26 protein-coding genes are annotated in these 24,596 nt (G+C 65.8%); 12 read left to right on the forward strand and 14 right to left on the reverse strand.

The annotated features are described in order from the left end of the window. Positions 1 to 20: 20 nt before the first annotated feature. Positions 21 to 533 (reverse strand): ABC transporter ATP-binding protein, encoded by a 513-nt coding sequence (locus AC1D3B_RS13400; RefSeq protein ID WP_478191148.1) that lies wholly within the window; start codon positions 531 to 533, stop codon positions 21 to 23. Positions 534 to 862: 329 nt separating this feature from the next. Between AC1D3B_RS13400 and AC1D3B_RS13405 the strand changes: the two genes are divergently transcribed. Then, entirely contained in the window at positions 863 to 1,348 is a 486-nt protein-coding gene (locus AC1D3B_RS13405) for a bactofilin family protein (protein WP_478191149.1), read from the forward strand. Between the two features lie 562 nt (positions 1,349 to 1,910). Here the strand turns inward: AC1D3B_RS13405 and AC1D3B_RS13410 are convergent. The 6 genes from AC1D3B_RS13410 to mltG form a co-directional block, all read right to left on the reverse strand. Further along, positions 1,911 to 2,573, reverse strand: a complete 663-nt coding sequence (locus AC1D3B_RS13410; RefSeq protein ID WP_478191150.1) for an ankyrin repeat domain-containing protein — start codon at positions 2,571 to 2,573, stop codon at positions 1,911 to 1,913. Then, entirely contained in the window at positions 2,570 to 3,376 is an 807-nt protein-coding gene (locus AC1D3B_RS13415; RefSeq protein ID WP_478191151.1) for a TatD family hydrolase, read from the reverse strand. The genes AC1D3B_RS13410 and AC1D3B_RS13415 overlap by 4 nt, the downstream gene beginning before the upstream one ends. Positions 3,377 to 3,441: 65 nt before the next feature. Next, positions 3,442 to 3,816: a PilZ domain-containing protein gene (locus tag AC1D3B_RS13420; protein WP_478191152.1), complete on the reverse strand. Its 375-nt coding sequence runs from the start codon at positions 3,814 to 3,816 to the stop codon at positions 3,442 to 3,444. Next, positions 3,813 to 4,832, reverse strand: a complete 1,020-nt coding sequence (locus AC1D3B_RS13425; protein WP_478191153.1) for a DNA polymerase III subunit delta' — start codon at positions 4,830 to 4,832, stop codon at positions 3,813 to 3,815. Before AC1D3B_RS13425 ends, AC1D3B_RS13420 begins: the two co-directional genes overlap by 4 nt. A 61-nt stretch (positions 4,833 to 4,893) precedes the next feature. Continuing rightward, on the reverse strand, positions 4,894 to 5,553 hold the full coding sequence (gene tmk / locus AC1D3B_RS13430) for a dTMP kinase (protein WP_478191154.1): 660 nt from the start codon (positions 5,551 to 5,553) through the stop codon (positions 4,894 to 4,896). Then, a complete protein-coding gene (gene mltG / locus AC1D3B_RS13435) occupies positions 5,550 to 6,569 on the reverse strand; it encodes an endolytic transglycosylase MltG (RefSeq protein WP_478191155.1) in 1,020 nt (339 codons plus the stop codon). Before mltG ends, tmk begins: the two co-directional genes overlap by 4 nt. A gap of 86 nt (positions 6,570 to 6,655) precedes the next feature. Between mltG and ygfZ the strand changes: the two genes are divergently transcribed. Beyond that, on the forward strand, positions 6,656 to 7,579 hold the full coding sequence (ygfZ, locus tag AC1D3B_RS13440; protein ID WP_478191156.1) for a CAF17-like 4Fe-4S cluster assembly/insertion protein YgfZ: 924 nt from the start codon (positions 6,656 to 6,658) through the stop codon (positions 7,577 to 7,579). Beyond that, entirely contained in the window at positions 7,580 to 8,095 is a 516-nt protein-coding gene (locus AC1D3B_RS13445) for a DUF1697 domain-containing protein (RefSeq protein ID WP_478191157.1), read from the forward strand. A 36-nt stretch (positions 8,096 to 8,131) separates the two neighbouring features. Here AC1D3B_RS13445 and AC1D3B_RS13450 read toward each other — a convergent pair whose 3' ends face one another. From AC1D3B_RS13450 to AC1D3B_RS13460, 3 genes are all read right to left on the reverse strand, one after another. Beyond that, positions 8,132 to 8,860, reverse strand: coding sequence for an alpha/beta fold hydrolase (locus AC1D3B_RS13450; RefSeq protein WP_478191158.1), 729 nt, complete (start codon positions 8,858 to 8,860; stop codon positions 8,132 to 8,134). A gap of 91 nt (positions 8,861 to 8,951) precedes the next feature. Beyond that, the gene (locus AC1D3B_RS13455; RefSeq protein ID WP_478191159.1) at positions 8,952 to 9,821 is read right to left on the reverse strand and encodes a YbgC/FadM family acyl-CoA thioesterase; all 870 of its coding nucleotides are present in this window, start codon (positions 9,819 to 9,821) and stop codon (positions 8,952 to 8,954) included. Beyond that, positions 9,818 to 10,753, reverse strand: a complete 936-nt coding sequence (locus AC1D3B_RS13460) for an alpha/beta hydrolase (protein ID WP_478191160.1) — start codon at positions 10,751 to 10,753, stop codon at positions 9,818 to 9,820. The genes AC1D3B_RS13455 and AC1D3B_RS13460 overlap by 4 nt, the downstream gene beginning before the upstream one ends. Positions 10,754 to 10,878: 125 nt before the next feature. On the opposite strand from AC1D3B_RS13460, the gene AC1D3B_RS13465 reads away from it, so the two are divergent. After that, positions 10,879 to 12,015, forward strand: a complete 1,137-nt coding sequence (locus tag AC1D3B_RS13465) for an iron-containing alcohol dehydrogenase (RefSeq protein ID WP_478191161.1) — start codon at positions 10,879 to 10,881, stop codon at positions 12,013 to 12,015. Between the two features lie 32 nt (positions 12,016 to 12,047). On the opposite strand, the gene AC1D3B_RS13470 is transcribed toward AC1D3B_RS13465, so the two are convergent. The 3 genes from AC1D3B_RS13470 to AC1D3B_RS13480 are packed head-to-tail and all read right to left on the reverse strand — an operon-like array spanning position 12,048 to position 15,773. Then, the gene (locus AC1D3B_RS13470) at positions 12,048 to 12,269 is read right to left on the reverse strand and encodes a hypothetical protein (RefSeq protein ID WP_478191162.1); all 222 of its coding nucleotides are present in this window, start codon (positions 12,267 to 12,269) and stop codon (positions 12,048 to 12,050) included. A gap of 33 nt (positions 12,270 to 12,302) precedes the next feature. Next, positions 12,303 to 13,373, reverse strand: a complete 1,071-nt coding sequence (locus AC1D3B_RS13475) for a patatin-like phospholipase domain-containing protein (protein ID WP_478191163.1) — start codon at positions 13,371 to 13,373, stop codon at positions 12,303 to 12,305. Positions 13,374 to 13,418: 45 nt separating this feature from the next. Then, positions 13,419 to 15,773: a Tex family protein gene (locus AC1D3B_RS13480; RefSeq protein WP_478191164.1), complete on the reverse strand. Its 2,355-nt coding sequence runs from the start codon at positions 15,771 to 15,773 to the stop codon at positions 13,419 to 13,421. Here AC1D3B_RS13480 and AC1D3B_RS13485 point away from each other — a divergent pair. The 5 genes from AC1D3B_RS13485 to AC1D3B_RS13505 all read left to right on the forward strand — a co-directional run bounded on the left by AC1D3B_RS13485 (position 15,723) and on the right by AC1D3B_RS13505 (position 19,531). Further along, complete coding sequence (locus AC1D3B_RS13485; protein ID WP_478191165.1) at positions 15,723 to 16,370, forward strand: hypothetical protein; 648 nt, start codon at positions 15,723 to 15,725, stop codon at positions 16,368 to 16,370. The genes AC1D3B_RS13480 and AC1D3B_RS13485 overlap by 51 nt on opposite strands. Positions 16,371 to 16,430: 60 nt before the next feature. Continuing rightward, positions 16,431 to 17,003 carry a DUF2239 family protein gene (locus AC1D3B_RS13490; RefSeq protein WP_478191166.1) on the forward strand — a complete coding sequence of 191 codons (573 nt, stop codon included), beginning with the start codon at positions 16,431 to 16,433 and terminating at the stop codon, positions 17,001 to 17,003. A 137-nt stretch (positions 17,004 to 17,140) separates the two neighbouring features. Beyond that, positions 17,141 to 18,487 (forward strand): MATE family efflux transporter, encoded by a 1,347-nt coding sequence (locus AC1D3B_RS13495; RefSeq protein ID WP_478191190.1) that lies wholly within the window; start codon positions 17,141 to 17,143, stop codon positions 18,485 to 18,487. Continuing rightward, positions 18,454 to 19,128 (forward strand): glutathione S-transferase, encoded by a 675-nt coding sequence (locus AC1D3B_RS13500; protein WP_478191167.1) that lies wholly within the window; start codon positions 18,454 to 18,456, stop codon positions 19,126 to 19,128. The genes AC1D3B_RS13495 and AC1D3B_RS13500 overlap by 34 nt, the downstream gene beginning before the upstream one ends. A 61-nt stretch (positions 19,129 to 19,189) precedes the next feature. Continuing rightward, positions 19,190 to 19,531, forward strand: coding sequence for a hypothetical protein (locus AC1D3B_RS13505; protein ID WP_478191168.1), 342 nt, complete (start codon positions 19,190 to 19,192; stop codon positions 19,529 to 19,531). Here the strand turns inward: AC1D3B_RS13505 and AC1D3B_RS13510 are convergent. Next, the gene (locus tag AC1D3B_RS13510; RefSeq protein WP_478191169.1) at positions 19,528 to 19,842 is read right to left on the reverse strand and encodes a hypothetical protein; all 315 of its coding nucleotides are present in this window, start codon (positions 19,840 to 19,842) and stop codon (positions 19,528 to 19,530) included. The genes AC1D3B_RS13505 and AC1D3B_RS13510 overlap by 4 nt on opposite strands. A gap of 156 nt (positions 19,843 to 19,998) precedes the next feature. Between AC1D3B_RS13510 and AC1D3B_RS13515 the strand changes: the two genes are divergently transcribed. Genes AC1D3B_RS13515 through AC1D3B_RS13525 form a run of 3 tightly spaced genes read left to right on the forward strand, consistent with a single transcriptional unit; the run spans position 19,999 to position 24,583 of the window. Continuing rightward, on the forward strand, positions 19,999 to 21,702 hold the full coding sequence (locus tag AC1D3B_RS13515) for a SpoIIE family protein phosphatase (protein ID WP_478191170.1): 1,704 nt from the start codon (positions 19,999 to 20,001) through the stop codon (positions 21,700 to 21,702). Beyond that, positions 21,699 to 24,188, forward strand: coding sequence for a hybrid sensor histidine kinase/response regulator (locus tag AC1D3B_RS13520; RefSeq protein WP_478191171.1), 2,490 nt, complete (start codon positions 21,699 to 21,701; stop codon positions 24,186 to 24,188). The genes AC1D3B_RS13515 and AC1D3B_RS13520 overlap by 4 nt, the downstream gene beginning before the upstream one ends. Beyond that, a complete protein-coding gene (locus AC1D3B_RS13525; protein ID WP_478191172.1) occupies positions 24,185 to 24,583 on the forward strand; it encodes a hypothetical protein in 399 nt (132 codons plus the stop codon). The genes AC1D3B_RS13520 and AC1D3B_RS13525 overlap by 4 nt, the downstream gene beginning before the upstream one ends. Positions 24,584 to 24,596 lie beyond the last annotated feature (13 nt).

The following is a 24,596-nucleotide window of genomic DNA, read 5'->3' on the forward strand; positions in this document are numbered from 1 at the left end:
ATCTCGCGTGCCGCAACGGATCAGAAGCGCCTGTTGTAGGTGAAGATAAGACCGGCCGTCCCGAGCGCGCCCACCTGCACCGCATCGACAGATGTGAACCGATAGCCGATGGCGGGAATGATGCCCAGGCCGAAGCCGTTGTGATTGAAAGGCACCTTGTCCTCGTACTGGTCCTTGTAACCGTAGATGATGCCGCCTGTCAGCTTGAAATACAGCGCCGGATTGCCGAACAGGTTGTCCCATCGATAGCCGTAGTAAGCATAGGCAGAAGGCTGGCCGAAGGAATTCCTGAAGGCCGAGAGTCCCCAGATCCAGCCATCGGCCTCCGCGCGCTCGATCCCCAGCAAGACGACATAGGTGTGTTCGTCGGAATTGCTCCAGTGCAATGCATAGGGACCAATGACCACCTCCCACGCTGGCTGCTTGTAAAGATCCAGGTCGATCTTCGATTGCGCCAGCGCCGGCTTGGATGCGATCGCCAGCAGCGCGCACGCCATCGCAACGGCCCGCGAATGACGCCAGCGATCGGGCATGGAAATGGCACCGCGAGGCGCGCGGAGGATGCTGTTGGACTGCACTTTTAGGGTCCCTTTCGCTAAGGTCGTTTGCGCTTGATTGTCCCGTGTACGCACGTCGCAATCCGAACGGCATGACAGATCGCAGGCCGAATACGATAACGGACAGGGTGCCTGGAGCCGCGCACTGATGGAGGATTGGCGATTCTTCTGATCCTTCGTGAACAAGGCATGAAGCTTACATTTTACATAATATACATTGTATTATTTTCAGAGATGCCCTATTTAGCGCGTTTGCACCCGCACACCTCTCGCAACTAGGATGGATTTTTTGAGGAGCTATCGTGATGCTCGCCCAGTCCCCGTTGTTTGGCCGACGTGCCCATGCGATCGAACCGAAACCCGCTTCACCTGTTGTGGCAGATGCGGTTGCTTTCAATCCGAGTCCAGATCAAGTCGCCAGGGCAACATTGAGCGCCGCCATGGATGGAGGCAGCCGTCTCGTTGTCGGCGCCAATATCAAGCTCAAGGGAGACCAGATCACCGACTGCGACACGTTGGTGATTGAAGGCGTGGTCGAAGCAAAGTTGAAGGCGCGCGTCATGCAGATCGCCGAGCACGGTGCTTTCAAGGGAACGGCGGACATCGAACTCGTGGAGATTCGAGGACGTTTCGACGGCGCACTCACCGTGCATCAAACGCTCGCGATTCAATCGACGGGTAGCGTGGCTGGAAAGATCCAGTACAGGCGACTCGTGATCGAGGAAGGCGGCCAACTGTCGGGCGAAATCAGTTGCCGCGACGCCCCGGTGCTGCCCACCACGACAGTCTGACTTCTCGCCCTACGCGCAAGTTGGACCCGGCGCGCGCCACCGCAAGAAAGCGAGCGGGAGATATTGCCTTCCGATTCACTGGGTCACCCTCCCGCCAGCTCCGGAAAATCCTCCACGGACCGGGTGTAGTGCGAAGCGGCCGTCTTGGCGCGCAAACGCCGACGCCGTTCGCGGCGAAGGACCCTAGAGACCGAACCGCCGGTGATCGCGGTGCAGAAGAGGTCGATGAATACAAGCAGCGTAGGCGACTGAGCGCCCACCAGCCCAAACAGCTGTGAGAACATGGTGCAAAACAGACAAGAACGTGGACTGACGCCGCGCCAAGGCGAGGTCGATCCAGCAGTAGGCGTAAAGGAAAGTCCCACAGGTTGCGGGCCGAACACGTAGCTGCGCATAAGCGAGATGCGACAGCCGGACCGAAGGGAGCGCCTCAGTCCTTGCGTGCGATTCCGTTATTGGACCAGCGGCCTGAGCGCTCGAAAATGAGATCGGTCCTTATTTCGCCGAGCGTTTTCGCTTTGTCAGATCAAAAAGAGCGCCAGGTCTTGCGAACGCCCTGTACTCACCACTTGCCGTCGCTGGGTTTCTTGCCTCGGACCGCTGCGCTCAGCAACTGCACGGAATCACTCCGATTGGCGCGTTGGGCGAAGTCGCTGGCCGTCATGCCCTGCTCGTTCTTCATGAGCGGATCCGCGCCTTCATCCAGGAGCAGTTTCACCGCTGGGGTGGACCCGTACATGGCAGCCATCATCAACGGCGTGGTGCCGTTGGGCGACTGCGCATCGATGAAGGCATCCTTGTCCAGCAACAACTTCATGATGTCCGTGTGACCATTGGTCGCCGCGTAGTGCAGCGGCGTCCAGCCCGGCTTGTTGATATCCGCATCACGCTCGATCAGCCGGATCACGATTTCTTGCTGACCTTTGAGGGCTGCAAGCATCAGCGGACTTTCGTCCTTCGAATTGCGCGCCTCGACGTCGGTCTTCGGCGAATCCAGAAGCACCTTGATCACGTTGGTCGACGACTCGCGCAGCGCAAGCAACAGGCCGGTCTGTCCTTTTTCATCCCGCGTGTTGGGGTCGAATCCGCGGTCGAGCAGGCTCTTGATCCCGCTGGCATTGTCGACACGGACTCCTCTGAAAAAATCTTCGAAGGCGCCGGCGTGCGCAGCAAAAGAACATGCAAAAACAGCCAGATACAGCAGTTTCTTGAAGTGAATTGTCATGATTTTACGCCATCGAAGAGTGTCTCGAAGTTATCGCTGGTTGCCTTGGCGATCGCCTCGATCGGCAGGTTGCGGAGTTGTGCAATCTGCTGCGCGACGAAGGGCACATACGACGGGTTGTTGGTCTTGCCGCGGTACGGCACCGGAGCGAGGTAGGGGCTGTCGGTTTCGATCAGCATGCGATCGAGCGGCACGAAGGCGGCCACATCCCGCAGGTCCTGCGCCTTCTTGAAGGTCAGGATGCCCGAAAAGGAAATGTAGAAACCGAGATCAAGTGCGGCACGCGCGACCTCCGCAGTCTCGGTGAAGCAATGGAACACGCCGCCGGCCGCCCTGCCAGTGCCGTCTTCGCCCTCGTCCTTCAGGATGGCCAGCGTGTCCGCCGAAGCTTCGCGGGTATGAATGATGAGCGGCTTGCGAGTCTGCTGCGCCGCCCTGATGTGGACGCGAAACCGATCGCGCTGCCATTCCAGATCGGAAATGCTCCGACCCCCCTTGCGCTCTTCCATCTGGTAGTAGTCCAGGCCGGTTTCGCCGATGGCGACCACCTTGGGCAGCGCCGATCGGCGGACGAGATCCTCGACAGTGGGCTCGGCGATGTCTTCGTTGTCCGGATGAACACCAACGGAGGCCCAAAAGTTGTCATAACCGGACGCCAGCGCCTGGACCGCGGCAAATTCTTCCAGCGTCGTGCAGATACAAAGTGCCCGATCTACCTGTGCCGCCGCCATCGCGGCGCGGATCTGCGGCATCTGGTCCGCGAACTCGGGAAAGGTCAGGTGGCAGTGGGAGTCTGTGAACATCGCGGAATTTCGAGGATGGCGGTGCATCCGCACCGCGTGCGGTCCGCGTCGCAGATGGACGGGATTCAGATGGTCTGGGTCGGGCGGTCGGAAGCCATCGTACCGCCCAACGCCTCCTCGATGCGGGCCTTGAGTTGGCGCGATTTGTCGTCGGACGGGAAGCGGATGCCGACACCCGGCGCCCGGTTGCCCGCCGCACGCGCTGGCGTGATCCAGGCGACTTTGCCGGCGACGGGATAGCGCTGCGGATCTTCGGGCAGCGTGAGCAGCACGTAGACGTCGTCGCCGAGCCGGTACTCGCGCGAGGTGGGAATGAAGATCCCGCCCTCGGCGAACAACGGAATGTAGGCCGCATAGAGCGCGCCTTTTTCCTTGATGGCCAGCTGAATGACACTGGGTCTGGCGGGCGCGGAGGGGGTTGGGGCTGATGGTGTGTTCATGGGCGACGGCGTCCCGAGTTTAGGGTGGTTCGCGCTTCGCTCACAAGCGCCTCGAGCATCAGGCCCGCATTGAACGGATGTTCTGCGGTTTTTGCCGCAGTCGCCAGCGACCTCGACCAGCGAGCCAGCGCAGCCCGCGAAGGTGCGGGCGGTAGATCGGCCGGCTCGAAGAATCGTGGCTGGGCACCGCTGTCCGTCGCCATGAGATCGTGGCAGAGCTTCTGCAGTGCGCCGATCGCCTGCGCCGGTGCATGGTCCGCCAGCGCGCTCACGTCACCTCGCGAGAGTGCCTTGGGCAGCAGGCTCCACGCCTTGGGCGATTGACCTTGGCCGGCCAACCGCAGCGCGTCGCTGGGCCGACCACCCGCGGCGCGCAGCAGCCCCGCGGCATCCGCAGCGGCAACGCCCTGCCCGACCAGCCAATCACGCGCTTCGTCGCTTTGCGGCCACGGCAGCGTAAAACCAAGGCAGCGACTGCGAATCGTCGGCAGCAACTGCCATGCGGCCTCACTCGCCAGCACGAATCGGACGTCGCCGACGGGTTCTTCCAGCGTCTTCAGCAGCGCGTTGGCGGTGATGGTGTTCATGCGTTCCGCCGGATACACCAGCACCGCCTTGCCTCTGCCTCGCGCGCTCGTCCGCTGCGCAAAGCCCACGGCATCGCGCATCGCTTCGACGCGGATCTCGCGGCTCGGCTTGCGCTTCTTGTCGTCGATGTCCGCCTGCGATTTCTCGTCGAGCGGCCAGCCCAGTTCCTGCATCGCCACTTCGGGCATGAGCACGCACAGGTCGGCATGCGTGCGCACCTGGATCGCGTGACAGCTGGGACAGTGACCGCACGCGCCCTCTTTCCCGGCCTCGTCCGGCTGCTCGCACAGCCAGGCGGCCGCGAGCGCCAGGCCCAGTTCGTACTGGCCGAGACCTGATGGGCCTTGCAGAAGCCATGCGTGGCCGCGTTGATGGAGCAATTCCGCGAGCGGCCTGCGCAACCAGGGCGAGAGCGATGTCGCGTTCATTGCATGACCTCCGTGCTTCGCACTGCGGTGCGAGCTTGCTTGGAGCGGTCCGGCGCAGCGCTCATGGCGCGCCTCCGCTGTCGGAAGCGACGAGTCCGCGCTCGGCCAACGCAGCTTCGATCTGCTGCCAGACCTGCTCGCGCGACTGGCTGGCGTCGATGCGAGCGAAGCGCGGCGCATCGGCAGCGCGCTGGGCATAGCCGCCCGCGACGCGCCTGAAGAATTCGACTGGCTGCGACTCGAATTTGTCCGGAATGCGCGCACCGGCCAGTCGCTCGGCAGCCGTCTCGGCAGGCAAGTCGAACCAGATGGTGATGTCCGGTTGCAGGAGCTCCTCGGCGCCGGAACCCGGCTGCGCCTGCACCCATTGCTCCAGAGTCGAAAGCACCGCCGGATCGAATCCCCGCCCTGCCCCCTGATAGGCAAAGGTCGCATCGGTGAAGCGATCACACAGCACGACATCACCACGCGCCAGCGCAGGCTCGATCACGCGCGCGACGTGATCTCGCCGCGCCGCGAAGACCAGCAAGGACTCGGTCAACGGGTCCATCGGCTGTTCGAGGATCAGCGTGCGCAAGGTCTCCGCCAGCGGCGTGCCGCCCGGTTCGCGCGTGCGCGTCACCCGGCGGCCCTGCGCCTTGAACAGCGCCTCGAGCGCATCGATGTGGCTCGATTTGCCGGCACCGTCGATGCCTTCGAGTGTCAGGAAGAGTGCCTTCATTGCCCGCTCCGCTCTTTCGGGTCGGCGTTCCGCTGGTAGCGGTTGACCGCACGGTTGTGCTCATCGAGCGAACTGCTGAACTGGCTGGTGCCGTCGCCCCGGGAGACGAAGTACAGCGACTTGCTCTGCGCCGGCTGAACGGCCGCCAGCAGCGCGGCCTTGCCCGGCATCGCGATGGGCGTGGGCGGGAGGCCATTGCGCAGGTAGGTATTCCAGGGCGAATCGGTCTGGAGGTCCTTCTTGCGCAGATTGCCGTCGAAACGCGTTCCCATCCCGTAGATGACGGTCGGGTCCGTCTGCAGCGGCATCCCGATGCGCAAGCGATTGATGAAGACGGCGGCGATCTCCGAGCGGTCCTGCGCCTTGCCCGTCTCTTTCTCGACGATGCTGGCCAGGATCAGCGCCTCGTCGGGTGTCTTGAGCGGCAGGTCGGAGGCGCGGGCGGCCCACGCGGCTTCGAGTTTCTTGTCCATCGCGCGCATCGCGCGCTGCAGCAGGGCGAAGTCGGTCGATCCCTTGGAATAGGTATAGGTGTCGGGGAAGAAGCGCCCCTCGGGGTGCATGCCCGGCCGCCCGAGCCGCGCCATCACTTCCTCGTCCGTCTGACCGACCGTGTCGGGCTTCAACTGTTCGGCCTTGGCCAGCGCCGCGCGGACCTGGCGGAAATTCCATCCTTCGACCAGTACGAGGCTCCGGGTCGCTTCCTCGCCACGCACCAGCACGCTCAGCAACAGGCGCGGGGTGATGCCGCGCTCCAGTTCATAGCTGCCGGCGCGCATCTGCCGGTCCTGTCCCGAGAAGCGGAACCACAGATAAAGGAGCTGCGGCGGCACATCCACGCCGGTATCGGCGACCGCCTGGGCGATGCCGCGCGGCGTGGTGCCGGGCTCGATCGACAGGTCGACGTTGGGCGCCGGCAGCTTCAGCGGTTGGTTGACCCACCACAGGCCGGCGGCACCGACGCCCAGAACGACCAGGGCGGCCAGCAGAAAGAGCGTGAGAAAGAAGCGGCGCACGGGTTCCGACGAAGCAAGCGAACTGAAAGAAGTGGAATGAAGCCCTGCAGACCGAGCGGAACGGGGCTGGCCATGATAATTCAGCGATGACCTCAGTCGTTCTGAATGGCGTGACCGCCCTCTCCCACCTCGGTGTCATTCGCGCCGAGGGCCCCGACGCAGCCGCCTTCCTGCATGGCCAGTTGACACAGGATTTCGCGTTGCTGGACGCGTCCGAAGCACGGCTGGCCGCCCTTTGCACGGCCAAGGGACGCGCGATCGCATCCTTCATAGGCATCCGGCCGGAGCCCGAACGCATCCTGCTGGTGTGCAGCCGCGACATTCTCGCGGCGACGCTCAAGCGTCTCTCGATGTACGTCCTGCGCGCCAAGGCGAAACTGAGCGATGCCAGCGACGATTTCCTGCTCTACGGATTGGCCGGTATGGCACTGACCGCCAACGGCATCGACGCCAGTTCGCCGCCCGGCCGCCACACGGTGGTCGGTGACGCCAGCGCCGTCACGCTCTACCCCTCCGACGGAATTCCACGCGCGCTGTGGATCGCGCCTGCAGGCAGCGCCCCGCCCCAGGGCTCCACGCTCGACCCCGCGCTTTGGCCATGGAGCGAAGTCCGCAGCGGCATCGTCACGCTGACGACGCCCGTGGTCGAGGCCTTCGTGCCGCAGATGATCAACTACGAATCGGTCGGCGGCGTGAACTTCAAGAAGGGTTGCTATCCGGGACAGGAAGTGGTCGCGCGCAGCCAGTTCCGCGGCACGCTCAAGCGCCGGACCTACCTCGTGCAGGCCAGCGACGAAGTCGCGGCAGGCCAGGAGGTCTTTGCCGCGAACGACCGGGAACAGCCCGTGGGCACGGTCGCGCAGGCCGCCCCGTCGCCGAATGGCGGCTGGGCCGCGCTGATCTCGATCCAGATCGCCGCGATCGAAGCCGGCGGCCTGCATGCAGGTTCGGCCTCTGGCCCGTCGCTCACGGTGGAACCGCTGCCCTACGCGCTGCTGGAAGACATCTAGATGCCCCGCTACGTCGCATTCCTTCGCGGCGTGAGCCCGATGAACGCGAAGATGCCGGAGCTGAAGCGCTGCTTCGAAAACGCCGGCTTCACCGACGTGAAGACACTTCTTTCGAGCGGCAACGTCGTGTTCAATGCGCGTGCCAACTCGGCTGCCGCGCTGGAACGCAAGGTCGAAGCCGCGATGAAGCAACACCTCGACCGTTCGTTTCAGACCATCGTGCGCCCCGTCGATGCATTGAATGATCTGCTCGATGCCGATCCCTATGCAGCCTTCGAATTGCCGACCGGTTCCAAGCGGGTCGTCACCTTCCTGCGCAGCGCGCATACCGCCAAGCTCGCGCTCCCCCTGGAAAAGGACGATGCGCAAATCCTCTGCATGCAGGGCCAGGAGATCTTCAGCGCCTACGTTCCGGGTCCGAAGGGCCCCGTCTTCATGACGCTGATCGAGAAGACCTTCGGGACCGACCTGACCACCCGGACCTGGGACACAGTCAGGAAGTGCGCCGCAGCCTGAGCCGCGCTGCGCGCGCCCCGCGGCGTGCAACGGATGTCAGGCCAGCTTCACCAACGCCGCGGCCAACTCATCAGGCATGTCGACCATCACGTCGTGGCTTGTCGCCATCTTCAGCACCCGCCAGCCGGCCGCGCCTTCGACCTTGGCGGCGAAATAGCGGAAGGGACTCGGATCCCAGTTGTCGGCCAGGATGTACAGCCGCTCCTTGATCTTGTCGCCCGCCCCGGTCAGCAGCAGAGGCATCTCGAAGGTCGCCAGCGCCTGCGGTCTGCAGAGGCGATCGACGCGCTCCCGGTTGGCCGCTCCGATGTTGAACATCTCCGCGGGAATCGGCTGCATCAACCCGCTGTGGTCCTGCAGCGCCGTGCCGCGGAATGCGCCCAGGAACTGCGCCGCCACTTCGGGCACCAGCGCCTTCGACAACAGGCCATTCAGCGAATCGCCATGCTCCGGCACGAAGGCATCGAGGTAGACCAGCGAGCGAATCCTGTCGCTCATGCGATCTGCGACGCCGGTGATGACCATGCCGCCGTACGAATGGCCGACCAGGATCACATCGTCGAGCTCTTCCCATTCGATGCAGCCGCAGACATCGCGGATGTGCGTTTCGAGCGTGACGTTCTCTCGCGACTGATGAAAACGCTCGCCGACGCCGGTGTGCGTGGGCGTGAACACCGTGTGCCCCGCGGCGCGCAGGGCGTTCGCCGTTTCCCGGTAGCACCATCCGCCGTGCCAGGCGCCATGAACCAGAACAAAGTTGGCCATCGCTGTGTCTCCAGATATTGGGACGGCCATCTTGAGCGGCGCCTGTGCCGCATGCCATCGGGTATTCCCGGCGGGGCGGGAATCCAACCCGTCAGAGCTTCCGGCGCATCTCGATGTGGGCGATGCCGGCTTCCTCGAACGGCTCGCCGTGCGGCAGGTAGCCGAGGCGCGAATAGAAGGCCTCGGCGCTGCGCTGCGCATGCAGGGTGACTTCGCGATCGCCGCGCGCCGCAGCCACCGCTTCGAGCGCACGCAGCACTGCCGCGCCGTGGCCGCCGCTGCGCAAGACGCGGTGCACCGCCATGCGTCCGATCCGCCCGACGCCGGGCGATTCGGAAACCAGCCGCCCTGTCGCGATGGCCTGGCCCAGCCGGTTGCGCGCGACGGCATGCACCGCGGTCGCATCGTGCTCGTCCCATTCCAGTTCCTTGGGAATGCGCTGCTCCTCGATGAAGACCTCGCGCCGCACCCTGCCGGCGCCATCGCCGAGTTGGTCCCAACTGCCCGTGACGACATCGCGCATCGATTCGCCGGCCTCGTAGCCCGCGAGGATCTCGCGCAACAGCGGCGGGGCCGGCTTGGAGGTCTGCGTGGCGGGGTCGGCATACACGTACACCAGTTCGCAGGTCACGAGCAGTTCATCGCCACGGAACAGGCCGCCATGAAAGAGGATCGACGAGTTGCCCACGCGCACGCACTTCATGCCGACATCCAGTACGTCGTCCACCCGCGCCGAGGCGTTGAACTCGATCGTGGCCTTGCGCACGTACAGATCGCCGCCCAATGCCAGCATCGCCTCCTCGTACGGCAGGGCCATCGCTCGCCAGTAGTCGGCGATCGCGGTATCGAAGTACATCAGGTAGTGCGCGTTGAAGACGATCTTCTGCATGTCCACTTCTGCCCAGCGCACGCGCAGGCGGTGGAAGAAGCGAAAGTCGGATTTGCGGAGTGTCTCGGTCATGGTTGCAAGGCTTCTTTCAGTGCACGGGCCGCGTCGGCATGGGCCTGCAATGCTTCGGGTATGGCGCGACCCATCTTGACGAATTCGTGGATCACGCCGCGATAAATCTCGAGGTCGACCGGCACGCCGGCGGCGCGCAGCTTGTCGGCATAGGCAATGCCCTCGTCCACCACGGGATCGTATTCGGCGAGGCCGATCCATGCGGGCGCGACGCCCTCGACGTCCTCGGCATTGAGCGGCGCAAAACGCCAGTCGTCTCGATCGGCCGCCGAGTTCACGTACAGGCCAAAGAACCAGCTGATGAGCGCCTCGCCCAGCAGAGGCCCTTCGGCGTATTTTTGGTGTGAGGGCGTGTCCTGGTGCGCGGCGGTACCGGGATAGATCAACAATTGCAGGGCGAGCGGTATGCCCGCGTCTCGAGCGAGGATGGCGCAGACCGCCGCCAGCGTCCCGCCCGCGCTGTCTCCGCCGACCGCGATGCGCGAGCCGTCGAGCCCCCACTCCGCCGCGTTCTTCGCCAAGTGCGCGAGCGCATCCCACGCATCGTTCGATGCCGTCGGAAACTTGTGCTCCGGCGCAAGGCGGTAATCCACGGACACGACCGCGCAGCCGCTTTTCTCGCTCAGCACGCGGCAAAGGATGTCATGGGTGGCAATGCTGCCGACGGTGAAGCCGCCGCCATGGAAGAACAGCAGCACCGGCAAGACTTCGTCAGACGGCGCATACAGACGCACGGGCATCGCGTAGCCGTCGCGTGCGGGCAAGCGGAAGTCCTCGACGCGCGCGAGTTGCGGCTTGGGCACTTCGAGCACGCCGGCGCCCTTCTCGTACGCGGCCTTGGCCTCGGCGGGTGTCAGCGAATGCAGTGGCGGCCGTCCGGCGCGGGCCATTCGTTCGACCACGCTGGCCATCTTCGGGGTGAGCGCGATCATCCGGTCAGCGCCCGCCCGTTGTCCCGATCGCGTCAAGCGCGAGGGTTTTTTGAGTGTCCAAGATGCTCTGTGCTTGTTAGATTCGAAGGCTCGCATCGTACCGTCCGCACTACCGTCGCATCACCATGGCTCTCATTCAATACCTCACCCAGATCCAGTTCGACTTCGGCGCCATCCAGCTTCTGCGCAGCGAATGCGAGCGCATCGGGATCTCGCGACCGCTGGTCGTGACCGATGCCGGCGTGCGTGCCGCAGGCATCCTGCAGAAGGCACTCGATGCGCTCGGCGATCTGCCGGTCGCCGTATTCGACCAGACGCCCTCCAATCCGACCGAGGCCGCCGTGCGCGCCGCCGCAGCGATGTACCGCGAAGGCCGCTGCGACGGCCTGATTGCCGTCGGCGGCGGCTCCGCCATCGACTGCGCCAAGGGCGTCGCGATCGCCGCCACGCACGAGGGGCCCCTCAAGACCTACGCCACCATCGAGGGCGGCTCGCCGAAGATCACCGATCGCGTCGCGCCGCTGATCGCCGTGCCCACCACCAGCGGCACCGGCAGCGAGGTGGCGCGCGGCGCGATCGTCATCGTCGACGACCACCGAAAGCTCGGCTTCCACAGCTGGTTCCTCATGCCCAAGGCCGCCATCTGCGATCCCGAACTCACGCTGGGCCTGCCGCCCCGGCTCACCGCCGCCACCGGCATGGACGCCATCGCCCACTGCATGGAGACCTTCATGTCGGCCGCCTTCAACCCGCCGGCCGACGGCATCGGACTCGACGGGCTCGAACGCGCCTGGGGCTACATCGAGCGCGCCACCAAGGACGGCAGCGACCGCGAGGCGCGTCTCAACCTGATGAGCGCCTCGATGCAGGGCGCGATGGCCTTCCAGAAGGGGCTGGGCTGCGTGCACTCGCTGAGCCACAGCCTGGGCGGCATCGATCCGCGCCTGCACCACGGCACGCTCAACGCCCTCTTCCTGCCCGCCGTGATCCACTTCAATGCCGGTGCCGAATCGGTGCGGAAAGACCAGCGCCTGCAGCGCATGGCGCAGGCCATGCACCTCGATTCCGCCGGCGACCTGGGCGATGCGATCCGCGACATGTGTGCGCGGCTGGACCTGCCCAAGGGCCTGGCCGAAGTGGGCGTGACGCCGGACATCTTCGAGAAGGTGATCGACGGCGCGATGGCCGACCATTGCCACAAGACCAACCCGCGGCTCGCCACGCGCGACGACTACCGGCAGATGCTCGACGCCTCGATGTAGGCGCGCCCAGTCTGGCGGGTGAGCGCTGCCGCTCAGCCCTTCTTGCCACCGAACACCAGCAACGCGCCGCCCACCACGATCGCGGCCACGCCGGCCCAGATCGGGAAGTTCACGTTCTGCTTCTCCTTCACCGACAGTTCCACCGGGCCCAGCTTGACCTGGTGGGTTTCCTTGGTGAAGCTGAAGCCGCCGGTGCCCAGGGCGGCAATGCCTGCCACGATCAGGATCAATCCGATGATTCGGGTCGCGTTCATGAGGTGTCTCCAGTATTGCCTCGGACTCTAGCCCTACAGGGGCAGGACGTCGCGCTCGCCGCCGCCATGCAGCCATTCGGCGAATTCGTCTGCCAGTCTGCGCGACTCCTGCGCCGCCACGCTCCAGGCCTTGATGCGCGACTGGACGTCGTTGCCGTAGCGCACGAAGTCGTTGCGGTCGGGCAGCTTGCCGTTGGGCAAGCCCTTGACCCACTCGGGATTCGGAGCCAGCACCACCATGCGATCAAGGAAGCCGGTGGACTTGTGGCGCCACTTGAGCCCTTTGTCGAGCCAGCCCGGCACCACGGCCTTCTGGAAATGCGGGTAGAGCACGATGCCGTCCGGGTTGCCGTAGTCCAGATGCAGGTGGTAGTCCGTGATGCCGCCATCCCAATAGGCGCCGGGAGGTGCGCCGGGGATATCGTGTACGGCTTCCAGCATGAAGGGAATCGAGCACGACGCCTGCAATGCAAGCTCGAAATTGCCTTCGCGCAGATCGACCTGCCGGGTCCGAAAATCCCGCGTGCCGAAAGGCAGCATCGCGCCCGGCGTCGAGAACACCACGCGCTCCAGCCATGCGCCAAGGCTCTTGCGATGCACGCTGTTGGTGATGAAGGCGCCCAGGTAGCCCATCGGCGTGCGCGCCCGCCCTTCCCGCCCGAGGATGTGGCGACCGCGCGCTGTGATCACGTGCAGCCGGTAGCGTGAATGCCCCAGCACCTCCGCCGTGCGGCCGCCATAGAAGCTGCGCAGCCCTTCGCCGAACTGCTCGCTCACCTGTTTCGCGCTCAGCCGCTTCTGGCCCGCGGGCACCTCGAAGTGCTGGTGGATGTAGCCATGCTCGAACTGCTCGAAAGCGGTCCGGGCATCGCCGAGGCAGGCATTGGCGAGCCGCCACGCACCGATCGACGCCCCCACCAGGTCGATGGGCTGGGTCGACCGCGGCAGCCAGTCGCCGAAGAGAAAGCGGTCGATCGGCCCGAGGATCAGGCCCTTGGGCCCACCGGCCGCGCCGGGGATGGTTCGGACGTCCTGCGGGCGCAGGCCATGCGCCGCGATGTGTTCACGGGCGACCGGGCCGGCATAGATGCGAAGCGCTTTCATGGCGCTTGCACTGGCAAGAATCGTGCGCCGCCGGCCACGGCCCGCTTACTTGCGCAAGCCCTGGAGCTTGGCGAAGGCCGAAGCCATCTGCCCGGCCGGCTGCGGCGAATTGTCGCGACGAGGACCCTGCTGCCCGCGACTTGCGCCTTCGAAGCGGTTCTCGCGCGGCCCGTCGCGGCGCGAAGGCGCGGCGTCGAGCTTCATCGACAGGCCGATGCGCTTGCGTGCCACGTCGACCTCCATCACCTTCACCTTGACGATGTCGCCGGTCTTCACGACCTCGCGCGCGTCGTTGACGAACTTGTGCGAAAGCTGGCTCACGTGCACCAGCCCGTCCTGGTGAACACCGAGGTCGACGAAGGCACCGAACTGGGCCACGTTGCTCACCGTGCCCTCCAGCACCATGCCTTCGACCAGGTCCTTGATGTCCTCGACGCCGTCGTTGAAGCGGGCGACCCTGAAGTCGGGGCGCGGGTCGCGGCCCGGCTTCTCGAGTTCGCCGAGGATGTCCTTGACGGTGATGACGCCGAATTTCTCGTTCGCGAAGAGTTCGGGCTTGAGCGTCTTCAGCATCTCGGCACGGCCCATCAGTTCGGCGACAGGCTTGCCCGTCTTCTCGATCATCTTCTCGACCACCGGATAGGTTTCCGGATGCACGCCGGTCATGTCGAGCGGATTGGCGCCGCCGCGAATGCGCAGGAAGCCCGCGCTCTGCTCGAAGGTCTTGGCGCCGAAGCCGCTCACGTCCAGCAGTTGCTGGCGGCTTCCAAAGGCGCCATTGGCTTCGCGCCAGCGCACGACGGACTTCGCCACGCTCGCCGACAGTCCGGACACGCGCGACAGCAGCGGCACGCTCGCGGTGTTGAGGTCCACACCGACCGAGTTCACGCAGTCCTCGACGACCGCGTGCAGGGTGCGCGTGAGTTCGCTCTGGTTCACGTCGTGCTGGTACTGGCCCACGCCAATCGACTTGGGGTCGATCTTCACGAGTTCGGCCAGCGGATCCTGCAGGCGGCGCGCGATGCTCGCGGCGCCGCGCAGGCTCACGTCGACATCCGGCATTTCCTGCGACGCGAATTCGCTGGCGGAGTAGACCGAGGCGCCCGCCTCGCTCACCACGACCTTGTCGACGGCCATGGCAGGCGCGCCGGCCTGTGCCGCCATCTTCGCCAGCAGCTTGATCAGGTCGGCCGCCAGCTTGTCGGTCTCGCGGCTCGCGGTGCCGTTGCCGATCGCGATCAGGTTCACGCCGTGCTTGGCGCAGAGCTTGCCCAGCGTGTGCAGCGAGCCTTCCCAGTCCTTGCGCGGCTCGTGCGGGAAGACCGTTGCGGTTTCGACGAGCTTGCCCGTGGCATCGACCACGGCGACCTTCACGCCGGTGCGGATGCCCGGGTCCAGGCCCATCACGACGCGCTGGCCGGCGGGTGCGGCGAGCAGCAGGTCACGCAGGTTGTCGGCGAAGACCTTGATCGCGACCTTCTCGGCGTCTTCGCGCAGGCGTGTGAAGAGATCCCGTTCGGTGGAAAGCGACAGCTTGACGCGCCACGTCCACGCCACGCACTTTCGGATCAGATCGTCCGCCGGACGCCCCGCATGGCTCCAGCCCAGGTGCAGCGCGATCTTGCCTTCGGCGATGGACGGCTTGCCCGGCTCCGGCTCGACCGGCAGCACCAGCTTGGCGTCGAGGATTTCCTGCGCGCGTCCGCGGAACACGGCCAGCGCACGGTGAGACGGCACTCGGCCGATGGGCTCGTCATAGTCGAAGTAGTCGCGGAACTTGGCGACATCGGCATTGTTCTCGTCCTTGCCGGCCATCAGGCCGGACTTGAAGAGCCCTTCGGCCCACAGCCATTCACGCAGACGCTGCACCAGCGCCGCGTCCTCGGCCCAGCGCTCGGAGAGGATGTCGCGCACGCCATCGAGCACGAGTTGCACCGTCGAGAAATCCAGGCCATCGGCAGCGGGCTTCACGAAAGCCGCGGCTTCGTCGGCCGGATTCAACGTCGGGTCGGCGAAGAGCCGGTCGGCCAGCGGCTCGATGCCGGCCTCGCGCGCCATCTGTCCCTTGGTGCGGCGCTTGGGCTTGAAGGGCAGGTAGAGGTCTTCCAGCTCCTGCTTGGTCGGCGCGGCATCGATGGCGGCGCGCAGTTCGGGCGTGAGCTTGCCCTGCTCCTCGATGCTCTTGAGCACCGCGGCGCGGCGGTCTTCGAGTTCGCGCAGGTAGGCGAGGCGCGCTTCGAGTTCGCGCAGCTGGATGTCATCGAGGCCGTCGGTCGCCTCCTTGCGGTAGCGCGCGATGAAAGGCACGGTGGCACCACCGTCGAGCAGATCGACGGCGGCCTTCACCTGGTGCTCGCCGACCTTGATTTCGGCGGCGAGCTGGCGAATGATTTTCTGCATGTCTGGAGGGCGTCCCTGGGCACGGCGGCGCACCGATTCGGGCGCCTTGCGGATAAAGCGCGGAAGTTTGCCATAGGGCCAGGGCCACAATCGTCACCGATGCGTATCCTGAAGAAACTCCTTGGCGCGATCGCCGCAGCCGTGCTCGTGCCGGTGCTGCTGTTCGAGGAGTGGGGCTGGGAGCCGCTCGCCCGCGCGCTGCACAAGCTCTCGCGGCTGCCCATTTGGGCACACCTTGAAAACAAGCTGCGCGCCCTGCCATCCTGGGGCGCCGTGCTGGTCTTTTTCGCGCCGATGCTTCTGTTGCTGCCGGTCAAGCTTTTCGGCCTGTTCCTTCTGGGCGAAGGACACGCGAAAAGCGCGGTCATCCTGTTGCTGGCCGCCAAGGTGGCTGGCACGGCCATCCTGGCCTGGCTGTTTCAACTCCTGGAGCCGGCCCTGATGCGCATCCCCGCGTTCGCTCGCTGGTATCCGCGCTGGAAGGCATGGAAGGATGGCCTCCTCGCGACCGTCCGACAGAGCGCTCCCTTCAGGGCCGTTCGCTCCCTGAAGAACAACGCCCGACGCTGGTGGCGCAGCATGCGCCGGCCGTCCTGACGAAAATTTTCATCCGGGTAGATTGAAAATCAATTTTTGTCCGGGTATTATTCGCGCCCCATGCCCTCCTCCACATCCGAATCCACCCTCACCGCCTTCGCGGGCTTCCGACGCATTGCTTCCGGCCCCCGCTCGCAGGTGATCGCCGAATTGCGCAAGCACCGCGCCCATGACGACGACGCACAGCCCTTCGTCTTCGACGACAGCACCGGCGAGCGGCTCGACCTCGACCTGCGCGGCGACGCGCCAGCAACGGAAGCCGCCGTGTCCGACGAGCAGGCGACACGCAGCGTCGGCCGCCCCAAGCTCGGCGTGGTCGCGCGCGAAGTCACCTTGCTTCCGCGCCATTGGGAATGGCTCGCCCGCCAGCCCGGCGGTGCATCGGTGGCCTTGCGCCGGCTGGTCGACGAGGCGCGGCACGTGCACGCCGACCGCGATGCGCAGCGCGCCGCGCGCGAAGCCACCTACCGTTTCATGACCGCCATAGCGGGCGACCTGCCGGGCTTCGAGGAAGCGACCCGCGCCCTCTTCGCCGGCGAGCAGGCACGCTTCGACGAACTGATCGCACCCTGGCCGGAGGACCTGCGCGCCCATCTGGACAAGCTCGCCGCGGCGGCATGGAGCGCCGCATGAAGGCGCCGGTGACTGCGCCCGCCACGATCGACGCCGAAGACATCCAGCACGCCGGGGAGATCACCGCGCCGCCCGCATCCGTGGCCGACCCGGTGCCGCCGCCGATCGCCTCGCATGCCAACCCGCGTGCCGCCGCGATGGCGTCGCGTCCGCTGTGGAAGACCTTCGCGATCTTTCTTGCGCCGATGCTGCTCAGCAACATCCTGCAGTCCCTGTCGGGCACGCTCAACAACGTCTACCTCGGCCAGATGATCGGCGTCGGTGCACTGGCGGCGGTGTCGGGCTTCTTCCCGGTGATGTTCTTCTTCATTGCCTTCACCATCGGCCTGGGCGCCGGCGCGTCGGTGCTGATCGGGCAGGCCTGGGGTGCGCACGAGCCCGACAAGGCGCGCGCCGTGGCGGGCACGACGCTCACGGTCGGCATCCTGTTCGGCCTGTGCGTGGCGCTGTTCGGCGGCGCCTTCACCGAGCCGATGCTGCGGGTGCTGGGCACGCCGCCGGACATCCTGGCCGACGCCACGAGTTATGCGCGAATCATCCTGATCGCGATGCCGGGTCTCTTTGTCTTCCTGCTGTCGACCGCGATGCTGCGCGGCGTCGGCGACACGGTCACGCCGCTCTACACGCTGATGATCTCGACCTTGCTGGGCCTGTTCATCACGCCCGCGCTGATCCGCGGCTGGTTCGGCCTGCCGCAGCTCGGCGTGGCGAGCGGTGCCTGCGCCACGGTCATCTCGTTCGTCATCGCGACGGTTTGGCTGGGCTTCCACCTGCGGCGCAAGAAGAGCGTGCTTGCGCCCGATGCCGACTTCCTGCGGCACTTGCGCATTCGGCCGGAGTTGCTCAAATCGGTACTGAAAGTCGGCGTGCCGACGGGCGTGCAGATGATCGTCGTGTCGCTGGCGGAAATCGCGCTGCTGTCCTTCGTCAACGCCTACGGATCGAGCGCGACGGCCGCGTACGGCGCGGTCAACCAGGTCGTCGCGTACGTGCAGTTCCCTGCGATCTCCATCGCCATCACGGCTTCGATCCTCGGCGCGCAGGCGATCGGCGCGGGGCGGGTGAATCGCCTGGGTGCCATCACGCGCACCGCGCTGATGATGAACGTGGTGCTCACCGGCTCGCTGGTCTTGCTGGGCTACCTGTTCTCGCGACCGCTGATGGGCTTCTTCATCACCAGCGAGCCGGTCATCGACGTCGCGCAGACGCTGCTGCACATCATGCTGTGGAGCACGGTGATCTTCGGCATGGGCTCCGCGCTCTCGGGGATCATGCGCGCCAGCGGCTCGGTGCTGGTGCCCACGGGCATCTCGATCTTCTGCATCGCGCTGATCGAAGTGCCGGTCGCGTGGTGGATGAGCCATCGCTTCGGCCTCAACGGCATCTGGATCGCCTACCCCGTCGCCTTCACGGCGATGCTGACGCTGCAGGCGTGCTACTACCGCTTCGTATGGCGCAAGAAGACGATTCGCCGGCTGATCTGACGCCGGTCCTGTATTCGTTCCGGCGCTGCCCGTATGCGATGCGGGCCCGCATGGCGATCGTCGCGAGCGGTCAGCGCTGCGAGCTTCGCGAGGTCGTACTGCGCAACAAGCCGGCCGAAGTGCTTGCAGCCTCGCCCAAGGGAACTGTGCCGGTCCTGGTCGACGTGGACGGCAGCGTGATCGCGCAGAGCCTGGACATCATGCTGTGGGCCTTGCGGCGCAACGACCCGGAGCGCTGGTTGCAACCCCGGCACGGGACGCTGGACGACATGCTTTCGCTCATCGCCGAGTGCGACGGCGACTTCAAGCCGCATCTGGACGGCTACAAGTACCCTGACCGCCGACCCGGCACGGACGCCGGGACGCATCGCGAGCAAGGCGCGCGCTTTCTCAGCGGACTGGATGCTCGTCTCCAGGCCTCGCACTGTCTGCATGGCGACCAGGTTGCCCTCGCGGATATCGCGATCGCGCCATTCGTGCGCCAGTTCGCCCAAGTCGACGCCGCCTGGTTCGACGCGCAGCCTTGGGCGCGATTGCGCGAATGGCTCGCGGAGCGCTTGAACGCGCCGGTCTTCGTGCGAGCGATGGACAAATATCCGCCGTGGCGCGCCGGTGAGCGCGGCGTCTGCTTCGCAAGCTGAGTCGGCCCCGACACGGCGGCAGTTCGGGGCGGCGACGCGCTCGCTATCCCCAGGTGGGAAGATGCTGCAGTGCGTCGTTGGGCCGACCGACGATGTCGACGCCGGTGATGCCATTCCCGCCGGGCGCGAGTTCGACGTCGCAACTGACTTCCCACTCGTGGTTTTCGGTTCGTCGCACGAGGCAGATCTCCTCGCCGGCCGCTATGAGATTGACGCAATCCCGGACGCTGATCCGCTGTGCGGCGCCAAGGGCCAGCCCTGTCGAGCCGAACTCCCTCTCCACAACGGGATGAATGGCGACCTGATCGATCCCGGTGCCTACGTAGTGAGCAGCAGTGATTGCATGCTGGGCCATCTGCGACCTCCTTTCGGTGATGCCGGCGACCTCATGGACGAGATCTAGGACAGAGCGACTTCGCGCATGAGGTTGCTGCGCACCCACGTGAATGCGCCGGACTGCACATTGTTCGCTTGCCAGCGGCGGAATTCGGGATCGGCCGACAACGGGTCCGTGACCTTCGCGTATTCCATTGCGTTCTCGAACTGCACGGTCATGACGAGGTTGCCCAGCTCGCCTGCGGCCACGCTCCATAGTTGCGGGTCGGGCGCGCCATGCTTCTTCCAGAGCGCCGCGCCCACCTTCACGGCTTCAATGATGGCGCCGAGATCGGCTCCGGGGATGGGTCGCAGGACATACCGCGCTTCGTAGGCCATGGAAGTCTCCTTTGCCACCGCAATGTTCGTCATTGGAGCACCTGCGCGGCTGCTGGGCAATCGACAACTGCGGCGCCAGGGTGGGCTGGCTTGCCATCGCGCCCGCCGGCTCGCAGAATTCCCCGTTGCACGGCAGCCTGGCTGCCAGAGGATGTGATGAACCTCGATCCTGTCCCTCCCGTTGCGCTGGTGGTGGACGACGAGCCGGTGGCCCGCCTGATGGTGAAACTGTCACTGGAAAGGCTCGGCTGCACGCCGGTCCTGGAGGCCGCCGACGGCATCGAGGCGCAGCAGGTTCTGCGCGGGCACCCGGAAGTCGCCCTGGTCCTGACGGACATCATGATGCCCCGGATGGATGGCCTCGAACTGCTGCGCTGGGGACGCCAAGCCGTGCCGGATGCGATGTGGATCGTGCTTTCGGGGCTGGAGACCTTCGACACGGCGGTGGCCGCGATCCGCTTGGGCGCATTCGACTTCCTGCCGAAGTCGCCGCACCTGGAAGAGATGGGGGTCGCGGTGCGCAACGCGCTCGAGCGGCGCCAACTGCTGGCCGAACGCGAGCACCTGCACCGGGAACTGCAGCGCAAGGTCACCGAACTCGAGCAGACTACCGAGGTACTGCGCCGCGATCTCGAACGCGCGGAAGTCATCCAGCGCGCCCTCCTCCCGCGGAGCCCGCCGCCGATGGAAGGCTATTGCATCCAGGCGCTCTACCGGCCCGGGCAGCATGTGGGCGGCGACCTCTACGACGTGGTCCGGGTGGGCGATCAACACCTTGCCTTCTACCTGGCCGACGCCACCGGCCACGGCGTGACGTCGGCGATGCTCTCGGTGCTGTTCAAGCAGCGGCTGGTCCTGGTGGATCCGGCGACGGGGCTTGCGCTGCCGCCGGCGGAAGTCATGGCCGCGGTGAACCGATCGATCTGCGAGGCGCATGCCGCGCCGGGCCTGTTCCTGACGGCCGTCTTCGGCCTGCTGGATACGTCGGACGCCAGCCTCACGCTCGCTTCTGCGGGGCATCCCCCAGTGCTGCACGCACGCGATGGCCGCGAGACACGCCTGATCCGCCGCACCGGGCCCGCGCTGGGCCTGACGCCGGATGCGCACTTCCAGCAGGAGCGTCTACAACTCCTGGCGGGCGACCGGATCCTCCTCTACACCGACGGGCTCCTGCCCTCCGGCTCGGAGCGCGAACAGGAACTGCTGCAGGAGGTGCTCGCGATGCCGCTCTCCAGTGCGCAGGAAGTGATGTCTCGACTTCACGCCGATGCGCCGGTGGGCGTGGACCGGGACGACGTGACCATCCTGCTCATCGATGCGCACGCCGGTGCCTCCTGGTTCGACAACGGCGCCGAACTCCCGGCGGTTGTCGCATCCGCCGCGCTGCGGCCCGAGGGTGAGGCGGTGTTCTTTGGCGAAGCGGACCACGCGGCCTACCTCGCGCTGCGTGGCCGTGCCAGCTGGATGCATTGCGATGCCTTCCATGAAACGGCCCTGGCCGTGCTGGACGGAGGACGCCCCCTGGTGCTGGACTTCTCCGGCTGCGAGTACATGGACAGCACCTGCCTCGGCACCGTGCACGAGTTGGTCGCGCGCGGCGGCGTGTCACTGGCGGGCGTGACACCGGTCGTGCGCGCCCTCTTCGAGGAACTGAGCATGGCGCAGGTGCTCGCCTCCATCCGAGACGACAGTTCCGCCGCGCCCGAGCTCTATCCGCTCGGCACGCAGGGCAACCAGGCTGCGCTGCACAGGCGGATCCTGCACGCGCACGAGGCCCTCTCCGCGCTGAGCGAACGCAATCGCGAGGAGTTCAAGGAGGTCGTCGAGTCGCTGCGCGGCGAGGAGGACGGACCGAAATGACGGGTGCCATCCGAGTGCTGCATCTCGAGGACGACCCGGCCGATGCGCAGCGCATCCGGGAGGGGCTGCAGGACGAGGGCCTCGCCTGCGACATCGTGTGGGTGCAAACGAAGGAGGACTTCGCGTCCGCCCTGCAACGGCAAGCCTTCGACCTGGTGCTGTCCGACCATGCGGTCGGCGGCCCGGAGCTCTTGCGGCAGGTGCGACAGCAGCAGCCGGAGCTATTGCTGTTCGTGATATCCAACGAACTGTTGACCGAGGAAGAGGCCGTGAATTGCCTGAAGGCAGGCGCCACGGATTACGTCGTCAAGCAGCGGCTGCGGCGGTTGGGCTATTCGGTGCGGCGCGCGCTCGCCGAACAACAGCACAAGGTGGCGCTACGCCAGGCGGAAGAGAACCTGCGCGCCTTGAACGCCGACCTGGAGGCGCGCGTGCACCTGCGCACCGCCGAACTGGAAACAGCGAATGCGTTCCTGAATTCGGTGATCCACCAGATCCCCTACCAGGTCATGGTCAAGAACGCCGTCGACCTGAAGCTCGTCCGCGTCAACCGTGCCCTGGAGGAATTGACGGGGCGCACCCAGCAGGAGTTGCTCGGCAGGACGATTCATGACTTCGTCAGTTCCAAGGAAGAGGCGGACTTCTTCACAGCCAAGGACAAGGAAGCGCTGGCACTGGGCCGGGAAGTGGACATCCCCGAGGAGACGCTGCATGCACACGATGGCACTGTGCGCGTCCTCCACGCGAAGAAGATCCCGATCCTCGACGACGCCGGCAAGCCGCGCTACCTGCTGACCATCGCGGAGGACGTGACGGAGCGTAAGCGGAAGGAGCGCGAGATCGAGCGCCTGAATTCGGCCCTCGCGCAGCGCAGTTCCGAGGTGGAAGCCGCCAACCGCGCCAAGAGCACTTTCCTGGCGACCATGAGCCACGAGATCCGGACGCCCATGAACGGCATGCTCGGCATGCTGGAACTCCTGAGCCTGACTGAGCTGGATGCCGAGCAGCGCGAGACGCTCGGGCTCGTGCGTGAATCGAGCCGGTCGCTGCTGCGGATCATCGACGACATCCTCGACTTCTCGAAGATCGAGGCCGGCAAGCTGGCGGTCCGCCCCGAGGTCGTCTCGATCAAGCGCCTGGTCGAGGAGGTGCAGAGCATCTACCTGGGCAATGCCAGCAGCAAGGGCCTGATCGTGCGGCGGATGGTCGATCCGCGCGTCAGTCCCGCCTTGCGGGTCGATCCGGTGCGCCTGCGCCAGATCCTCAACAATTTCGTCAGCAATGCGATCAAGTTCACCTCCGAGGGCTGGATAGACATCAATGTGCAATGGCTCGGCCGGACGGACGGACAGGAAAAGCTGAGCTTTCAGGTAAAGGACACGGGCATCGGCATCTCGCCGGAGGACCAGCAGCGACTATTCCAGCCCTTCAGCCAGGCCGAAGGCGACGAAGGGCGACGGCGACCCGGAGGCACCGGATTGGGACTGGTGATCTCCCGGCAGCTCGCACAGATGATGGGTGGCACTGTCAGCATGGAGAGCGCGCCGGGGATGGGCACGACGGTCACCCTGGAGCTGTCGCTGCCCATTGCCGAGCCTGCACCAGGCAGCGGCGCCGACGCCGAGCGGGCGCACCTGACATCCACGGCCATGCGCCGTGTGGCGCCGAGCGTTGCCGAGGCCGAGGCGGAGGGAACGCTGGTGCTGCTGGTGGATGACCATCCCGTCAACCGCATGCTGATCGTGCGCCAGGTGCGAACGCTGGGCTATGCAGCCCAGACCGCCGATGACGGTGTGCAGGCCCTGGAGATGTGGAAGTCGGGTCGCTTCGCGCTCGTCATCACCGACTGCCACATGCCTCACATGGACGGCTACGAACTGGCACGCAGCATCCGCCGGCTGGAATCCGCCGCGGGGCGCGAGCGCGTGCCGATCATTGCCTGCACCGCCAATGCGCTGCAGGGCGAGGCGGAGACCTGCTTCGCTGCCGGCATGGACGACTTCCTGGTCAAGCCGCTGGAACTGGCGCAACTGACGGACAAGCTCGATCGATGGCTGCCGCTTCCGCGGGCGCCCTCCCCCTCCTCCGCTCCCGCCGCCCCAAGTGCTGGCCCGGGCGCCTCCACGGGCCCGATCGACCAGGCGTTCCTCACCGCGAAATGCCTTGGCGACGCGGGGATGGTGACCGAGGTACTCGCGGCCTTCCGGCGAACCTGCGAGGACGACTCGCTCGGGCTCAGGCAGGCGGTGGCCACGGACGACGTCGCCCAAGTCACCTTGTGCTCCCACCGCATGGCGGGCGCCAGCAAGATGGTCGGTGCTGTCGGGTTCGCCGCCGCATGCGAACACATCGACCGCGCAAGCCGCGCCGGCGACTGGCAGGCGGTGCTCGGGGGGATGTCGGCGTTCGAGCAGGAACGGATGCGACTCGCCGACTATTTCGAGGGGCGCAAGGAACCAACCAGGAGCACGCCATGCCGTTCATGAGTGATCTTCTCGCGCAGCCTGCCAACTTGCCCATCCTGTCGAAGTACACGGTGATCAACGGCTATATCTACCTCTTGTTGGGCGGCCTGCTCGTCGTGTGGCCCGGCGCGGTGCAAGTGCTCCTGATGGACCCACCCTTCGTGGGAAACGAGAGCGCGCTCTTTCGCGTGCTGGGAATGACGGTCGCCGTCATTGGCTGGCTCTACGTGTTCGGCGGACGTTCGGGCGGGCGGAATTTCGGCCCCGCTTCCGTGCTCGATCGGGTGGTGCTCGTTCCCCTGGTGCTCGTGCCCTTGGTGGTGTCGGGCATATTCCCTCACACCTTCGGCGCCTTTGCGATTCTCGACCCCGCGCTCGGCATCGGCGCGTGGTTGCTTCACCGTCGCACGACGTGACCGCCATACGCGG

It is taken from the genome of Variovorax sp. P5_A3 (genome assembly GCF_056400665.1).

Excerpts from the sequence above, each read along its gene's own strand:
- AC1D3B_RS13405 (WP_478191149.1), top strand. The coding sequence starts at position 863 with ATGCTCGCCCAGTCCCCGTTGTTTGGCCGACGTGCCCATGCGATCGAA.
- AC1D3B_RS13415 (WP_478191151.1), bottom strand. The coding sequence starts at position 3,376 with ATGTTCACAGACTCCCACTGCCACCTGACCTTTCCCGAGTTCGCGGAC.
- ygfZ (WP_478191156.1), top strand. The coding sequence starts at position 6,656 with ATGACCTCAGTCGTTCTGAATGGCGTGACCGCCCTCTCCCACCTCGGT.
- AC1D3B_RS13515 (WP_478191170.1), top strand. The coding sequence starts at position 19,999 with ATGAACCTCGATCCTGTCCCTCCCGTTGCGCTGGTGGTGGACGACGAG.
- AC1D3B_RS13465 (WP_478191161.1), top strand. The coding sequence starts at position 10,879 with ATGGCTCTCATTCAATACCTCACCCAGATCCAGTTCGACTTCGGCGCC.
- AC1D3B_RS13480 (WP_478191164.1), bottom strand. The coding sequence starts at position 15,773 with ATGCAGAAAATCATTCGCCAGCTCGCCGCCGAAATCAAGGTCGGCGAG.
- AC1D3B_RS13400 (WP_478191148.1), bottom strand. The coding sequence starts at position 533 with ATGCCCGATCGCTGGCGTCATTCGCGGGCCGTTGCGATGGCGTGCGCG.
- AC1D3B_RS13505 (WP_478191168.1), top strand. The coding sequence starts at position 19,190 with ATGCTGCAGTGCGTCGTTGGGCCGACCGACGATGTCGACGCCGGTGAT.
- AC1D3B_RS13475 (WP_478191163.1), bottom strand. The coding sequence starts at position 13,373 with ATGAAAGCGCTTCGCATCTATGCCGGCCCGGTCGCCCGTGAACACATC.
- AC1D3B_RS13450 (WP_478191158.1), bottom strand. The coding sequence starts at position 8,860 with ATGGCCAACTTTGTTCTGGTTCATGGCGCCTGGCACGGCGGATGGTGC.
- AC1D3B_RS13410 (WP_478191150.1), bottom strand. The coding sequence starts at position 2,573 with ATGACAATTCACTTCAAGAAACTGCTGTATCTGGCTGTTTTTGCATGT.
- AC1D3B_RS13420 (WP_478191152.1), bottom strand. The coding sequence starts at position 3,816 with ATGAACACACCATCAGCCCCAACCCCCTCCGCGCCCGCCAGACCCAGT.
- AC1D3B_RS13470 (WP_478191162.1), bottom strand. The coding sequence starts at position 12,269 with ATGAACGCGACCCGAATCATCGGATTGATCCTGATCGTGGCAGGCATT.
- tmk (WP_478191154.1), bottom strand. The coding sequence starts at position 5,553 with ATGAAGGCACTCTTCCTGACACTCGAAGGCATCGACGGTGCCGGCAAA.
- AC1D3B_RS13425 (WP_478191153.1), bottom strand. The coding sequence starts at position 4,832 with ATGAACGCGACATCGCTCTCGCCCTGGTTGCGCAGGCCGCTCGCGGAA.
- AC1D3B_RS13455 (WP_478191159.1), bottom strand. The coding sequence starts at position 9,821 with ATGACCGAGACACTCCGCAAATCCGACTTTCGCTTCTTCCACCGCCTG.
- AC1D3B_RS13525 (WP_478191172.1), top strand. The coding sequence starts at position 24,185 with ATGAGTGATCTTCTCGCGCAGCCTGCCAACTTGCCCATCCTGTCGAAG.
- AC1D3B_RS13490 (WP_478191166.1), top strand. The coding sequence starts at position 16,431 with ATGCCCTCCTCCACATCCGAATCCACCCTCACCGCCTTCGCGGGCTTC.
- AC1D3B_RS13500 (WP_478191167.1), top strand. The coding sequence starts at position 18,454 with ATGGCGCAAGAAGACGATTCGCCGGCTGATCTGACGCCGGTCCTGTAT.
- AC1D3B_RS13520 (WP_478191171.1), top strand. The coding sequence starts at position 21,699 with ATGACGGGTGCCATCCGAGTGCTGCATCTCGAGGACGACCCGGCCGAT.
- AC1D3B_RS13510 (WP_478191169.1), bottom strand. The coding sequence starts at position 19,842 with ATGGCCTACGAAGCGCGGTATGTCCTGCGACCCATCCCCGGAGCCGAT.
- AC1D3B_RS13460 (WP_478191160.1), bottom strand. The coding sequence starts at position 10,753 with ATGATCGCGCTCACCCCGAAGATGGCCAGCGTGGTCGAACGAATGGCC.
- AC1D3B_RS13445 (WP_478191157.1), top strand. The coding sequence starts at position 7,580 with ATGCCCCGCTACGTCGCATTCCTTCGCGGCGTGAGCCCGATGAACGCG.
- AC1D3B_RS13495 (WP_478191190.1), top strand. The coding sequence starts at position 17,141 with ATGGCGTCGCGTCCGCTGTGGAAGACCTTCGCGATCTTTCTTGCGCCG.